General features: G+C 60.0%; 18 protein-coding genes. 11 read left to right on the forward strand and 7 right to left on the reverse strand.

Features of this window, described 5'->3' with window-relative positions:
* Window positions 1-94 precede the first annotated feature (94 nt).
* The 5 genes from ATY80_RS25135 to ATY80_RS25155 all read right to left on the reverse strand — a co-directional run bounded on the left by ATY80_RS25135 (window position 95) and on the right by ATY80_RS25155 (window position 2,988).
* Window positions 95-409, reverse strand: coding sequence for an antibiotic biosynthesis monooxygenase (locus ATY80_RS25135; RefSeq protein ID WP_088695011.1), 315 nt, complete (start codon window positions 407-409; stop codon window positions 95-97).
* A 10-nt stretch (window positions 410-419) separates the two neighbouring features.
* Entirely contained in the window at window positions 420-680 is a 261-nt protein-coding gene (locus ATY80_RS25140; RefSeq protein ID WP_088695012.1) for a hypothetical protein, read from the reverse strand.
* Window positions 677-1,084: a DUF2325 domain-containing protein gene (locus tag ATY80_RS25145; protein ID WP_088695013.1), complete on the reverse strand. Its 408-nt coding sequence runs from the start codon at window positions 1,082-1,084 to the stop codon at window positions 677-679. The genes ATY80_RS25140 and ATY80_RS25145 overlap by 4 nt, the downstream gene beginning before the upstream one ends.
* Window positions 1,085-1,195: 111 nt before the next feature.
* A complete protein-coding gene (locus ATY80_RS25150; RefSeq protein WP_088695014.1) occupies window positions 1,196-2,485 on the reverse strand; it encodes an energy transducer TonB in 1,290 nt (429 codons plus the stop codon).
* A gap of 59 nt (window positions 2,486-2,544) precedes the next feature.
* Complete coding sequence (locus ATY80_RS25155; protein WP_088695015.1) at window positions 2,545-2,988, reverse strand: hypothetical protein; 444 nt, start codon at window positions 2,986-2,988, stop codon at window positions 2,545-2,547.
* A 139-nt stretch (window positions 2,989-3,127) separates the two neighbouring features.
* Here ATY80_RS25155 and ATY80_RS25160 point away from each other — a divergent pair, with 139 nt between their 5' ends.
* From ATY80_RS25160 to ATY80_RS25190, 7 genes are all read left to right on the forward strand, one after another.
* Window positions 3,128-3,310 carry a hemin uptake protein HemP gene (locus tag ATY80_RS25160; protein ID WP_088695016.1) on the forward strand — a complete coding sequence of 61 codons (183 nt, stop codon included), beginning with the start codon at window positions 3,128-3,130 and terminating at the stop codon, window positions 3,308-3,310.
* Between the two features lie 9 nt (window positions 3,311-3,319).
* Window positions 3,320-4,372: a ChuX/HutX family heme-like substrate-binding protein gene (locus ATY80_RS25165; protein ID WP_088695017.1), complete on the forward strand. Its 1,053-nt coding sequence runs from the start codon at window positions 3,320-3,322 to the stop codon at window positions 4,370-4,372.
* Between the two features lie 8 nt (window positions 4,373-4,380).
* Window positions 4,381-5,280, forward strand: a complete 900-nt coding sequence (locus tag ATY80_RS25170; RefSeq protein ID WP_088695018.1) for an ABC transporter substrate-binding protein — start codon at window positions 4,381-4,383, stop codon at window positions 5,278-5,280.
* A complete protein-coding gene (locus tag ATY80_RS25175; RefSeq protein WP_088695019.1) occupies window positions 5,280-6,392 on the forward strand; it encodes an iron ABC transporter permease in 1,113 nt (370 codons plus the stop codon). Before ATY80_RS25170 ends, ATY80_RS25175 begins: the two co-directional genes overlap by 1 nt.
* Before the next feature lie 10 nt (window positions 6,393-6,402).
* Complete coding sequence (locus ATY80_RS25180; RefSeq protein ID WP_088695020.1) at window positions 6,403-7,194, forward strand: heme ABC transporter ATP-binding protein; 792 nt, start codon at window positions 6,403-6,405, stop codon at window positions 7,192-7,194.
* 141 nt (window positions 7,195-7,335) lie between these two features.
* Window positions 7,336-7,698 carry a DUF883 family protein gene (locus ATY80_RS25185; protein WP_189637266.1) on the forward strand — a complete coding sequence of 121 codons (363 nt, stop codon included), beginning with the start codon at window positions 7,336-7,338 and terminating at the stop codon, window positions 7,696-7,698.
* 9 nt (window positions 7,699-7,707) lie between these two features.
* On the forward strand, window positions 7,708-8,109 hold the full coding sequence (locus ATY80_RS25190; protein WP_088695021.1) for a hypothetical protein: 402 nt from the start codon (window positions 7,708-7,710) through the stop codon (window positions 8,107-8,109).
* Window positions 8,110-8,196: 87 nt separating this feature from the next.
* Here the strand turns inward: ATY80_RS25190 and ATY80_RS25195 are convergent, their stop codons facing one another.
* Together ATY80_RS25195 and ATY80_RS25200 are read right to left on the reverse strand one after the other, a co-directional pair.
* Window positions 8,197-8,751 (reverse strand): RNA polymerase sigma factor, encoded by a 555-nt coding sequence (locus tag ATY80_RS25195; protein ID WP_088695022.1) that lies wholly within the window; start codon window positions 8,749-8,751, stop codon window positions 8,197-8,199.
* Window positions 8,752-8,760: 9 nt separating this feature from the next.
* Window positions 8,761-8,922, reverse strand: a complete 162-nt coding sequence (locus ATY80_RS25200; RefSeq protein ID WP_245312480.1) for a NepR family anti-sigma factor — start codon at window positions 8,920-8,922, stop codon at window positions 8,761-8,763.
* Window positions 8,923-9,223: 301 nt separating this feature from the next.
* Between ATY80_RS25200 and ATY80_RS25205 the strand changes: the two genes are divergently transcribed.
* The 4 genes from ATY80_RS25205 (at window position 9,224) to preA (ending at window position 14,281) form a co-directional block, all read left to right on the forward strand.
* On the forward strand, window positions 9,224-10,018 hold the full coding sequence (locus ATY80_RS25205; RefSeq protein WP_088695024.1) for a response regulator: 795 nt from the start codon (window positions 9,224-9,226) through the stop codon (window positions 10,016-10,018).
* Window positions 10,019-10,216: 198 nt separating this feature from the next.
* The gene (locus tag ATY80_RS25210) at window positions 10,217-11,224 is read left to right on the forward strand and encodes a sensor histidine kinase (protein ID WP_189637273.1); all 1,008 of its coding nucleotides are present in this window, start codon (window positions 10,217-10,219) and stop codon (window positions 11,222-11,224) included.
* 366 nt (window positions 11,225-11,590) lie between these two features.
* Window positions 11,591-12,952, forward strand: a complete 1,362-nt coding sequence (locus tag ATY80_RS25215) for an NAD(P)-dependent oxidoreductase (RefSeq protein ID WP_088695026.1) — start codon at window positions 11,591-11,593, stop codon at window positions 12,950-12,952.
* A 15-nt stretch (window positions 12,953-12,967) separates the two neighbouring features.
* A complete protein-coding gene (gene preA / locus ATY80_RS25220) occupies window positions 12,968-14,281 on the forward strand; it encodes an NAD-dependent dihydropyrimidine dehydrogenase subunit PreA (RefSeq protein WP_088695027.1) in 1,314 nt (437 codons plus the stop codon).
* Window positions 14,282-14,312: the final 31 nt, after the last annotated feature.

Consider the following 14,312-nt stretch of genomic DNA (forward strand, 5'->3'; position numbering starts at 1 on the left):
CGCTTCAGGGAGGTCAGACGCGCCCAACCGCTTCTCTTGATGTTCTGCGTGGAGCGCGGCAATCCGACCGCCACCAAGATCGAACTCGGCCCCTTCAGATGCCGGGCACGACGTTGAAACCTTCGAAAACTGGCGGCCCTTTGTACATGGCCTTGCGCTCGCCGGCACCGCGGTGCGCGGCGCGGAAGTTTTCAGACTTCGTCCAGTTCAGGAAGTCCTCTTCGCTCTGCCAGAGCGTATGCGAGGAAAACAGGGTGTAGTCCTCCTCCGTATTCGTCTTGCCCCGTAGTAGGCGGAACTCAACGAAGCCGGGAACCTGCGAGAGGCTGGAATCGCGATTGCGCCAGACATTCTCGAAGTCTGCCTCGGACCCGATCGCAACCCTGAAGCGGTTCATCGCGATATACATAAAATGACCCTCAAGCTTTGTTTTTCGCGCCCGCGCGCGCCGCCGCGAAGGCCACGACATTATTGCCGTTAGCAGCCTCCAGTCCAAGCGGCTTCTGCCCGGGCATCCGTGCCTCCCAGAGGGGAAACTCCGATACGTTGGGATAGTCTCTGCGTCGCTCGGCATTCCGGAGCAGCAGTTCGTAAAGTTCCGGCACAAGGCCGTCGCCTCTTTGAGCGGCAAGCTTGTGCAGGCCGATCATCATGACCCCGTCAGGGCGTTCTTCATTCATCGGGAATTGTCTCGCTCGTTCATTGTCTGCAGCGCACGTTCCAGACTCGACTTGCTGCCGTTTCGAAGCGGGATGAAGGCCTTGCCGAACTTCTTGCAGCCGGTCTTCACCCGCAGGCAGGCATCGTGGCTGATACAGTCGATCGGGCAGAAAACGCAGTCGACCGAGGGAAGCACGGTATCGATTCGGGAGACCGCCTCGCGCAAACCGCCGTCGTGATGGATCAATTCTGCCCCGAAGTTGCTGGCAATTTGGCGAAGATGCGCCACCTGGCAGTCTCGTCCGCCGACATACAGGAAACTGCGTCCGTCAAGTTTGGACTGCCCGGACGTTTCCTGAACGGACCCGACAGCGGCGTTGACGCGGATCTCGCGGTTGGAACCCTTCTTCGTCTTTCGAGCCATTTCCCACCCGTTCGCTCGTTGATCGTCACACGATTCCTGCGTGTGCGAGCGGACCTTATTAAACTTGATTTTTAGAGTAAAGTATAAAGTTGATTATAGAAATCATATTTATCAACGCCCCGTCACCTGAACGTCCTGACTGAACGACCAGACTGGTTTCCCCCACTCGGCAGGGAGTGGAGGGAACGGCGCGGCGCGGCGGATACCCTCGACAACAGCTTGATCCAGCTCGGGAATGCCTGAGCTACGCGCGATCGAAACACCGTTCAGATCGCCGCTGGCCCCGATTGTCAGGCGAACGCGAACACTCATGGATGTGCTCATGCGCTTGTATTCCGACGGCACCTTGACGGAACGACGGATCCGGGATTGCACTTTGCCGGGATAATTGGCGACAGCCGCACTTCCCGCACCGCCACTGCTACCAGCCCCACGCGAATTCTGGTTCGATGTTGCCGTCTCGGTCCCGTCGGCGGACCCTCTCTTGGAATCCTGCTTGTTTTCACCGCCGGATCCTGCGGATGGTTGAGCCTTCTTCGGCGGCTCCTTCTTCTCGATCGGCCTTTTGACGGGCTTTTCCACTTTCGGCTTGGGCTCAGGCGTCGGCTTATCCGGCTCGGGAGCAACCGTTGCCGTTTCCACCGGTTGAACCGGCCTGATCTCTTCCGGCGCCGCTTGAGCAACCGGAGGCGTTTCTGCAAGAACCGCGGGTGCTATCTGGGTCGCCATAGGCTGCACGACGGACGTCTCAGCCGATGACAACGAGGTCAGAACCTCCGGTTCAGCGGCAACGATATTCTCCGGTGAGACGCGAGTGACTTCTTGCGCGGGCGCAACGGCCACCGGCTCGGTAGGCGCCGTCTCCGTCGGGGTCGCCGCGGTCGGCTGCACCGTCTGCGTTTGCGCGGTCTCGGCCACGATCTGCTCGGGCTTTGGCTCCTCAGCCTTCTCACCCGCCGCCGCTTGGTCCGCCTCCGAATCGCCAAGGATGATGACACTCACCACTTCGCCGGCCTCTTCGACCGGATCCTGCGGTGTGACGACAAACCCGGCGACTAGGATTGCAATGACCGCCGCGTGACACGCGAAGGAGCTCAGACAAGCCATCACCACGTTGCGCTGACGTGGTCTTGCGCTCTCTTCCTTTTCGACGCTTGCATCCATCGACGGCGCGGCAGCGACGCTGCTGCTCGCGGTTTGCGGGTCCTGTGGGAAGGACTCGATTAAGGCAAGGCGTGCGTAGTGGAGCGTAACCTCGGCGGCTGGCTGGCGCGGCACATTGCGAAGGTCCGACAATTCATGCCCCGGATGCATGCCGGGATTGTTGTCGTTCATTTCGCCGTCAGCGACCGGTTCCTCAACGAGAATGATTCTCGATTCGGATTTTGCTGGAACTGCCATTTGTGCCTGCCTCGGCCCGTTGAAACAGAAAATCGCCGGCTGTCATGCCGCCGAGACAATCAACCCTCGAAGGGAACCGAAACCTGAGAACGGGTCACAAGACCCTTCATGCACTCGCCTGCAGCCGGCCCGTCACAGACCGGCGCATCGTTGATCAGCAGGCGCGTCACGCTCTCGCACTTGACATTCGGCATGTCGAACTGACGGACGCGCTTCTTGGCCTGCGGCAGATCGCGGAAGTCCAACACGGTGACCCGGTCGACCGCATTCTTGTCGTTGAAGAAAGCAAGCTCGAAGGAGATCTTGTTGATCGGCGCGGCGAGATTGTTGAGCGCAACGAAGGTCATCATGCAGCCCTTCTGTGAAGGCGCGAGACCGTTCAACTCAACTTCAAGGCCCTTGGCCGCCGACGCTGCTGCTACATCCTGAGCAAAGACTTGCGAGGCACCCGCAACCACGATCAGACCGCTCGTCAAAAGTGCCGCAACCTTGCTCACTGCCATTCCTCCATCAGTAGGATCTAAAACTTGACTTATAAACTCCGCTATTGCGTCATTAAAAAATGATGACTATGAAAGTCAAGATAATTATGGGTTTTCCCGGCGTTGGGCGCCGCGGATCGAGCGGAAATAACCGACCGAAATGATGGTTGAGAAGCCAGATAGCTTTAGTCACGCGTCGCTGCAGCGCGACCCAACGGCAGAAATGCGCGTTCTGGAAAGTGCAGACATTTTTCGCGGAGCGACCGAGATCATGATCCGTCACGACGGCGTGGTCTACCGCATGAAAATCACCCGTCAGGGCAAACTCATTCTCAATAAGTAGGGCTAGGACATGACTGAAACCACGAAACCGGCTCCCGCCGACATTCGCGCATTCCGTGCAGAGAATCCGAAGATGCGCGAGCGCGATATCGCCGCTCAGCTTCAGATTTCGGAAGCAGCGCTTGTTGCAGCCGAGGTCGGCATCAGCGCAACCCGGATCGACGGCAGCGCCTTGAAGCTCCTGGAACGGGTCGCCGAACTCGGCGAAGTCATGGCTCTTTCCCGCAACGAAAGCGCTGTTCACGAGAAGATCGGCGGTTACGAGAACATCACCGCCGGACCACACGCGTCGATCGTGCTTGGCGAAAACATCGACCTGCGCATTTTCCCAAATCGCTGGGCACATGCTTTCGCCGTCTCCAAGAAGGATGGCGACCAGGAGCGCCTGAGCCTCCAATACTTCGACAAGGCCGGAAACTCCGTTCACAAGATCCATCTCCGCCCGAACTCTGACGTCGAGGCCTATCACGCCATCGTCCGTGATCTGAAGCTTGAAGACCAGTCGCAGGAGTTCGTCGCGGATCTGACGCTCTCGTCCCTGGATGAAAGCGGCGAAGTCACCCGCGATGAACTGCGCGAGCACTGGAGCAAGCTCACCGACACGCATGAATTCTTCGGCATGCTGCGCAAGCTCAAAATTGGCCGCCAGGCTGCCGTTCGCACCGTCGGCGACGACTATGCATGGCAGCTCGGCAACACGGCGACGACAGAGATGATGCACGCTTCGGTGACCGCGGGCCTGCCGATCATGTGCTTTGTCGCTAACAACGGCGTCGTGCAGATCCACTCCGGCCCGATCTTCAACGTGCAGCCGATGGGCCCGTGGATCAACGTTCTCGATCCGACCTTCCACCTGCACCTTCGTCAGGATCACATTGCCGAGACCTGGGCCGTGCGCAAGCCGACGAAGGACGGCCATGTAACCTCGCTCGAGGCCTACAATGCCGAGGGTGAAATGATCATCCAGTTCTTCGGCAAGCGCAAAGAAGGCAACGACGAGCGCGACGATTGGCGCGCCATCATGGAAAACCTGCCGCGCGCAGAAACCAGCGTCGCGGCTTGAGCAAGGGGATGACGATGCGTAAGGAACCGCAGAGCAAGCGGCTTCAGGTGATGGCGTTTTCGGTGGCAGCTATTGTGCTGTCGCTGGCTCCCGTCTCGAATGGTACAGCAGCCGATAAACTGGATACGACGCGTCTCGTAGCCGTCGGCGGCGATGTCACCGAGATCATCTATGCGCTCGATGAGCAGGATCGGCTGATCGCTCGCGACTCGACCAGCATGTATCCGGAAGCGGCCATGAAGCTGCCCGATGTCGGCTACATGCGCGCCCTGTCGCCCGAAGGTATCCTTGCGATGAACCCGACAGCGATCATCGCGATCGAGGGATCAGGACCGCCGGAGGCGCTGAACGTGCTGAAGAACGCGAGCGTCCCATTCGAGACGGTGCCGAACGCCTACACGCGCGAAGGGATACTTGCGAAAATCGATCGGGTCGGCGAGCTGCTCGACCAGCCCGAAAAGGCAAAGGCATTGGAAGGAAAGGTCGGCGCGGACCTGGACGCCGCCATCGCCGACGCCGCCAAACGTCCCGAAGGCGAGCGCAAGCGTATCCTCTTCATCCTCAACATGCAGGGCGGCAAGGTCATGGCCTCCGGAACAGGCACTGCGGCCGACGGCATCATCACGCTGTCGGGCTCCGTCAATGCTGTCGGCAATTTCCCCGGCTACAAGCCGCTGACCGACGAAGCGATCATCGAGGCCAAGCCTGACGTCATTTTGATGATGAACCGTGGCGACGGGTCGGCCATAAAGAATGAAGATCTTCTCAAGCAGCCGGCGCTGGCCCTGACGCCTGCCGCGCAGAACAAGGCGATCATCCGCATGGACGGCCTGTACTTACTCGGTTTCGGCCCCCGCACCGCAAGCGCCGTCCGTCAATTGAACGTGGCGATCTTCGGGGGCGAATAATGGCCCTGCAGGATGCTATGCGACGGAAGCGCGCGATGTTTTCGCTGACAGGTCTCCGGGAGCTTCACCGGGCTGGCGATCGCAGCCGCCTCGCCCTGCTGACAATCCTTCTGCTTGCAGTCGGCTCCGTCCTGTCCTTGCTGTTTTCGGTGACAACGGGTGCTTCCAACGCCTCGTTCCTCGACGTCATCGCCAACGTGGCCGGCTCAGATGATGCGCTGAACGCCAGAGACCGGATCATCATCTTCGATATCCGCATGCCCCGAGCGATCCTGGGTTTGCTGGTCGGTGGCTCGCTTGCCGTCTCGGGTGCGATCATGCAGGGTCTTTTTCGAAATCCGCTTGCGGATCCCGGCCTTGTCGGCGTTTCCTCTGGGGCGAGCCTGGGCGCGGTCGTGATCATCGTGCTCGCCAGCACCTTTGCCGCGCCACTTTACACGCTGCTGGGCATCTATGCGCTTCCGATCGCCGCGTTCGGCGGTGGCCTAGCCAGTACGTGGCTGCTCTACCGGATTGCAACGGGGAACGGCCAGACCTCGGTCGCCACGATGCTGCTTGCCGGTATCGCGCTTGGCTCGCTTGCTGGTGCGCTCACCGGACTGCTGATCTACATGGCCAACGATCAGCAACTCAGAGACCTCACTTTCTGGGGCATGGGATCACTTGCCGGGGCGACATGGGCGAAGATTACGGCCGCCGGGCCGATCATTCTTCTCTCCTTTGCCGCCATACCGTTCATCGCCAGTGGTCTGAATGCCATCACGCTTGGCGAAGCGACGGCCTTTCACATGGGTGTCCCCGTTCAACGGCTGAAGAATATCGCCATCGTCAGCGTCGCCGCAGCGACGGGTGCTTCGGTCGCGGTCAGTGGAGGCATCGGTTTCGTCGGCATCGTGGTTCCGCATGTGCTGCGCATGTCAATCGGCCCTGATCATCGCTTCCTGCTGCCTGCCTCGGCGCTTCTTGGCGGCTCTCTGCTGATTTTCGCCGATGTCCTTGCCAGGACCATCGTCGCGCCGGCCGAATTGCCGATCGGTATCATAACGGCGGCTGTCGGCGGCCCGTTCTTCCTTTGGATTCTGTTGCGCCATCGCGCACGCCTTGCCATTTGAGTATTAAGCAATGATCGAAGTATCCGGTGTTTCCGTGCGCCTTTTCGGCAAGACCATTGTTAGCCAGGTCGGCTTTGCCGCGCAGGCTGGTCAGCTGACGGCGATTGCCGGCCCAAACGGATCAGGCAAGACGACCACGATGAAGGCGGTCTCCGGCGAACTCCCCTACTCCGGCTCCATTCGGCTCAATGAGCAGGAAGTGACCGCGCTGCAGCCATGGCAACTGGCAACGATGCGTGGCGTGCTGCCGCAGGCAAGCACCATCTCTTTCCCGTTCACGGTGCGCGAAGTGGTCCGCATGGGCCTCACGACTGGCGTCAACCGCAATCCCGAGAAAGCGGAGCAGACCGCCGCGGAAGCGCTGAGCGCCGTCGACCTCGGCGGCTTCGAAGGACGCTTCTATCAGGAGCTTTCGGGCGGCGAGCAGCAGCGCGTGCAACTCGCCCGCGTCCTCTGCCAAATTGCCGAGCCGATTGTCGACGGAAAGCCGTGCTGGCTTCTGCTTGACGAGCCGGTATCCAGCCTAGACATCAGCCACCAGCTGACAATCATGACCTTGGCGCGCAAATTCTGCGAGGCTGGCGGCGGCGTCATCGCCGTCATGCACGACCTCAACCTGACCGCGCTTTTTGCCGACCAGATCATTCTTATGAAATCCGGCCAAGTGGCTGCCAGCGGCAGCATCCGCGAGGTACTGACGGACGAGACTATGGAGTCCGTCTTTGGCTGTGCTCTGCGGATCAATCAGGTTCCGGAAGATGGCACGCCTTTCGTGCTTGCTCATAGTGCGGTCCAAACTTGATGCAATCCAGCGTAGCGGAACTTTTGACCGGCGCCCGCGTTAAGCAATTGACGATGTAGGTCATTGCCGGGCGACAATCTTCATGCAAACTTCGGCGACGGCCTTGTGTTGAACCAGGCCGCGTCCGAGCGTGCCTTACCGATGGAGAAAATCGTGGCCTCTTCGCTCCTCCACCCCATCCGCAGCCGACGCAATGGCGGCGGCACGCTGCACAACGTTGAATCCACCATCGAAGAGCAGATCGAGTCTCTTCGCGAGGAGATCGCAGCACTGACGAAGATTGCTGGGAAGCATTCGCGGAAATCGAGTGATCGCATCCGCTATCAGGCAGCGGCCAGCTACGACGACCTGCTCGCCCGCAGCGAGGACCTAATCCACGAATTGCAGGAAGGCTACCTTCGCGGCGCGAGCGAAGTGCGCAACACCGTGCGCAGGCACCCGGTCGCAACCGTCGGCGCGGCGGCAGCCTTCGGGCTTGTCCTTGCTCTCCTTGCCCGCCGTTAAGGAGGCTAGATGCTCTTCCCGCTCCTCAGCCTGCTGGTAGGCACGAGTGTTCACCGGACCGTTGCGCGGACCAAGCGCAACGGTATTTTCGTTGCAATTGCCGTCGTACTGTTGTTGACCGCCTACGCGCTCGCCGTCGTGGCTGGCGCGATATGGCTCTCGGGCATTTACGGTCCGATCGGCGCAGCACTCTTCCTTGCTGCCGCGGCGCTGCTGATTGCTGTCGTTGTTCTCATCGCCATGATGGTGATCAATGCGCAGGAGGCGCGTCGTGCCAAGGAACGCAAGCAGGCGCTGGAATCACTTGCCGCAGTCGGCATCGGCCTCGTACGGGCCCAGCCCCTGCTGACGGCCGGGGTCCTCGCGGCGATCGTCATGGCCAATCTCATGGGCTCGAAGCGAGACGACTGACGCTTAGACAGCTCTACCGTGATACACGACACGAGAAAGGCCGGCGCTCGCGGGCAACCGGCCTTTCTCGTGTCGTCTATACAGGTATCAGAAGGCAAAGGCTTTGGAGGTAAGCGGCGATGATGTCGCGTCTGGTCCGAAATCCGCCTCGCCCGAAATCTGAAGGAGCTCCTGCAGACGCTGACGAGCGCGGTTCACGCGGCTCTTGATCGTACCGACTGCGCACCCGCAGATCTCGGCCGCCTCCTCATAGGAGAACCCGGAGGCGCCGACCAGAATGATCGCTTCACGCTGGTCCGGCGGCAATTGATCGAGCGCCTTCTTGAAATCCTGCAGATCGAGCGCCCCATACTGGGCCGGGTGCGTCGCCATGGACTCGGTGAACAGGCCATCGCTGTCCTGAATCTCGCGTCCACTCTTGCGCATCTGGCTATACAGCTCATTGCGCAGGATCGTGAAGAGCCAGGCCTTCATGTTGGTGCCCATCTCGAAATGATCCTGCTTCGCCCAGGCCTTCATGATGGTATCCTGAACGAGATCATCAGCCCGGTCGTGCCGGCCAATCAACGAAATCGCAAAGGCTCGGAGGCTGGGTAGCGACGCGAGAAGCTCGCGCTTGAAGCTTGGTTGCTGCTTTTCCATGGAGCCACCTTACTTCACAGCCTTGGCCGACGCCACGAGTTCGGCCTGGTCAAGCTTCTCGAGCAAATCGAGAAAGCGGTCCGGAATCGCCTCGTCCTGCACGGCAGCATAAAGCGATCGCAACTTCACGCCGATCTGGCTGTTCGGGTCCAGGATATCGCTCGCGCGCATTTCCAGCCGCTGCCGATCCTTTTCATTTTTCCGTGTCGTCATCAATCGTCGTCACTTTACTTTGTTATCCACTCGTTCTGCCACGTCGCCTTAAGTTTGTCATAACTAACTCAGCCGCTTAGACCGGCTGATCAGTGAACATCCCGTCGCGTGTCATGAAACAAATGCGATGAGCCCTCTGTTTGTAGGCACGATAATGCCGCTGAGAAAAAAAAGTTCCTATATGCCAGGAACATTTTTACAGTCCGTCGCGTTTTAACCGCCATTGAGGCCGTTCACCGGCCGCTAGTGGGAGCTTTAAATGACACTTTCGACTCGAATTGCGCCGCACCTTCCTTACTTGCGTCGTTATTCCCGCGCGCTTACTGGAACGCAGACGTCGGGCGACGCCTATGTGGCCGCCGTGCTCGAGGCGATCATTACCGACATATCCATTTTCCCGGATACCGCGGATGACCGCGTCGCATTGTACAAACTTTTCACCACGCTGTTTGGTTCCGTCACGATCCAGATTCCAGAACCTGCCTCACCATACGTGTGGGAACAGCGCGCGACGCTGAACCTTGCCAAGGTTTCGCCCCGTGCCCGTCAGGCTTTTATCCTCGCCTCCGTCGAGAACTTTCGGGTTGCCGAGATCGCCGAAATCCTGGGCGAGGAAGACGACGAAGTCGTCAGCTTGCTCGACAACGCGTCACGCGAGATCTCTCGCCAGGTTGCCACGGACGTCATGATCATCGAGGACGAACCGTTGATCGCAATGGACATCGAACAGATGGTGGAAAGCCTCGGTCACCGCGTCACCGGGATCGCGCGCACGCACGCAGAAGCGGTTGCCCTCTACAACAAGACCCGTCCAGGCATGGTTTTGGCAGATATTCAGCTTGCCGACGGCAGCTCCGGTATCGATGCGGTCAACGACATTCTCAAGACAGCAAGCGTGCCGGTGATCTTCATCACCGCCTTCCCGGAACGATTGCTGACCGGCGAACGCCCGGAGCCGACGTTCCTGGTCACGAAGCCGTTCAACCCCGATATGGTCAAGGCATTGATCAGCCAGGCGCTTTTCTTCAACGAATCCACCAAGGCGGCGGCCTGAAGGAGTTCGCGCCTTGAGGAACAATAGGAACGGAAGGGCGTTTCGGTGAGACTGGGACGCTTTTCCGGCCTTAGGCTTTTTTTCAGCGCCCTCCTCTAGGATGAGCTTCCCGATCAATGGGCATCTCTCTCAGCGGCACCGAGAGAGGATCAATATGGGAAAGGCGACTAGGTGAATAGGAGTGAACCTGTGCCCGGCATGCCCTTCGCGCTGGAGAATAGAGCGGCGCTATTGCAGCGCGCCCTCGGAAGTGCCGGAATATCAGTGATCTACCAGGATCCTGGCCTGTCGATAATCTACGCTGACAACCTTCCTCCGCATTTTCAGCCGGCTGCGATACCAGGTGGTACAGACGCCGATCTATTCGGTGAGGCACATGGGCGCAATCTGGAGAAGATGAAGCGGCAGGTCTTCGAGACCGGCAAATCGGCTACCACCGAGGTCGAAATTTCGGTCGACGGAGAGATGCGCACCTACGAGCTGAAGATCGAGTGTGTTGGCACCGACCGGACCCTCGGGCTGCTTTCCGTCATTTCCGAGGTGACGGACGCACGGCACCGCGAAAAGGTGCTGAAGTCCCTTCTTCGCGAGCTATCGCACCGCTCGAAGAACCTTCTCGCCATCATTCAGGGCATTGCCACACAAACGGCCCGCAACACCATCTCGCTGGAGGGCTTCCTGGTGAAGTTTCGCGGGCGACTGCAGTCCCTGTCGAATTCACAGGACTTGATTACCGACTCCAGTTGGCGTGGCGCATTCCTGTTCGAACTCGCTGAAAAGCAGTTCGCCCCCTACTGGCCCGAAACGGCCGGACCGATGCCGATCACAGGGCTCAACGTCCACCTGACGCCCAACGCCGCTGTCCACGTCGGCTTGGCGTTGCACGAATTGATCGTTAACTCCGCCACTTACGGCGCAATCGCCGGCAGCACGCCCGCCGTTACCCTCAGCTGCCACGAAATCGCCTCCGCCGGGCGAAGGGCAATCGAGGTTTCGTGGGCGGAAACGCTCTGCGATGCAACCGAAGTTCACGAGTTCAGCGAAAACAGCTTCGGCAAAACAGTGCTGGAGCGCGTCGTGCCCTCCTCAGTCAACGGCAAGGCCGAGCTGACGCTGGTACCTGGACGCATCGAATATCACCTGACAATCCCCGACGCCGAATTCGAAATTCTTAGGCGCCCCCCTCAAAAAGCGGCAATGCGCTAAACGAAGAACAGCCAGTGCGAGGGCGGCGCACCGGCTGTTCTTTCACTCACCGGGAGGGGACCGTGAGTACGTCCAAACGATGGGTTGGGGGCGCGCATGTTGGGTCGATGCGGTCATCGTTTGGATACCGCAGTAACGGTCAAGTATCCAAATGGTTCCCGGCACAGATCAGAAAAATTTCGATTTCTTTGTTTTTTTATTTGCAGGCGGCAAGCACGAGCAAACAGCCCTCTCCAACGGTGAAAATAGCGGTATTAAAACAATAAGATAGATATTAGTTTCTTTAAAAAATTTACCGTTTGATAAATTTTTGAAGCTGAGTTACGCTTCCCTCACTGGCCGTTTACCAATAATGAGGGAACTTCAATGGAACGACTGGGAACTGGGATTCGTGCTGGCCGGCTTTCGCCCGCCGAGTACGAGTCGAATTTCTCCGATCTTCATCCGCGCCTCGACAAGCACGAGGCGCTGGTCGCAGCTGACCGCTGTTATTTCTGCTACGACGCGCCGTGCATGACGGCCTGTCCCACCTCCATCGACATTCCGCTCTTCATCCGTCAGATCGCCACCGGCAATCCGCTCGGATCGGCAAAGACGATCTTCGACCAGAATATTCTGGGCGGCATGTGCGCCCGCGTCTGTCCCACCGAAGATCTGTGCGAGCAGGCCTGCGTGCGCAACACGGCAGAGGAACGCCCTGTCGAAATCGGTCGTCTTCAGCGCTACGCCACCGATACGGCGATGCAGGCGGACAAGCAGTTCTACAGCCGCGCCGCCTCGACCGGAAAGAAGATCGCCGTGGTCGGCGCCGGGCCTGCCGGCCTTGCCGCTGCCCATCGCCTTGCGGTGAACGGCCATGACGTCGTCATCTATGATGGCAAGGCAAAGTCCGGCGGCCTCAACGAATACGGCATCGCTACCTACAAGGCGGTCGACGACTTCGCCCAGAAGGAAGTCGACTACGTCCTCGCGATCGGCGGCATCGAGGTGCGCCACGATCAGCAACTGGGTCGTGATTTCTCGCTTGCCGATCTCCAGTCGCAGTATGACGCCGTCTTCCTCGGCATCGGCCTTGCCGGCGTCAATGCGCTGCGCGTCGAAGGCGAAAGCCTGCCCGGCGTTGATGACGCTGTCGATTTCATCGCCGGCCTGCGTCAGGCCACCGATAAGGGCGAGGTAGCGATTGGCCGCCGTGTCGTCGTTCTCGGCGGCGGCATGACCGCCATCGACGCCGCCGTGCAGGCAAAGCTCCTCGGCGCCGAGGAGGTAACGATCTGCTATCGCCGCGGCAAGGAGCACATGAACGCCTCCGAATTCGAGCAGGATCTCGCCACCTCCAAGGGCGTCATCATCCGCCATTGGCTGGCGCCGAAATCCATTCTTGCGCAGGACGGCAAAGTCGCCGCGATCGAGGTGGAGTACACCAAGCTGGTCGATGGCCGCCTGTCGACGACGGGCGAAACCGGCGTCATCGCCGCTGATCAAATATTCAAGGCGATCGGTCAGACCTTTGAGGCGTCAGGCCTCGGTGCGCTGCGCATGGAATCCGGCCGCATCGCCATCGATGCGGATGGCAAGACTTCGCTCGACGGCGTCTGGGCCGGCGGCGACTGCGTCGTCGGCGGTGACGACCTGACCGTTTCGGCAGTCGCACAGGGGCGCGACGCCGCTGAATCCATCAACCGTATGCTTGCTGCGGGCGCGCAGCCGGCCGTTGCCGTCGCGTGAAGGGGAGAATGAACAATGGCTGATCTCCGCAATAATTTCGTCGGCATCAAGTCGCCCAACCCGTTCTGGCTCGCCTCCGCGCCGCCGACCGACAAGGCCTACAACGTCGAACGCGCCTTCAAGGCCGGATGGGGCGGTGTCGTCTGGAAGACGCTTGGCGAGGAAGGCCCCCCGGTCGTCAACGTCAACGGCCCGCGCTACGGCGCGATCTGGGGCGCCGACCGCCGCCTGCTCGGTCTCAACAACATCGAGCTCATCACCGACCGCGACCTCTACACCAATCTGCGCGAAATGAAGCAGGTGAAGATGAACTGGCCGGACCGGGCGCTGATCGCCTCGATCATGGTTCCCTGCGAGGAGAACGCCTGGAAGGCGATCCTGCCGCTGGTCGAAGAGACCGGCGCCGATGGCATCGAACTCAACTTCGGCTGTCCGCACGGTATGTCGGAACGCGGCATGGGCTCCGCGGTCGGACAGGTGCCTGAGTATATCGAAATGGTCGTGCGCTGGTGCAAGCAATACACGCGCATGCCTGTCATCACCAAGCTGACGCCCAACATCACCGACATCCGCAAGCCGGCCCGTGCCGCGAAAGCCGGTGGCACCGATGCCGTATCGCTGATCAACACGATCAACTCGATCACCTCGGTCAATCTCGACACCTTCTCGCCGGAACCGTCGATCGACGGGCGCGGCAGCCACGGCGGCTATTGCGGCCCGGCGGTCAAGCCGATCGCACTCAACATGGTCGCCGAGATCGCCCGCGACCCGGAAACCTACGGCCTGCCGATATCAGGCATCGGCGGCGTCACGACATGGCGCGATGCGGCCGAGTTCCTGGCGCTCGGCGCCGGCAACGTGCAGGTCTGCACGGCGGCGATGACCTACGGCTTCAAAATCGTCCAGGAGATGATCACGGGTCTCTCCGACTGGATGGACGCCAAAGGCCACCGCAACCTCGACGACATCACTGGCCGCGCAGTGCCGAATGTTTCCGACTGGCAGTATCTCAACCTCAACTACATCGCCAAGGCGAAGATCGACCAGGACGCCTGCATCAAGTGCGGCCGCTGTCACATCGCCTGCGAGGATACCTCGCACCAGGCGATTACCCAGTTCGTCAATGGCGTCAGGCACTTCGAGGTGATGGAAGAGGAATGCGTCGGCTGCAACCTCTGCGTCAACGTCTGTCCGGTCGAGAACTGCATCACCATGGAGCAACTCCCCGTCGGCGACCTCGACAAGCGCACCGGCAAGATCGTCGATCCGAACTATGCAAACTGGACGACACATCCGAACAACCCGATGGCTCGCCAGGCCGCGGAGTAACTGCTTTGCAACGCCGCGGAAGAGTTTCTTT

The sequence above is a fragment of the Rhizobium sp. R711 genome (genome assembly GCF_002211365.1).
Taxonomy (GTDB): domain Bacteria; phylum Pseudomonadota; class Alphaproteobacteria; order Rhizobiales; family Rhizobiaceae; genus Rhizobium.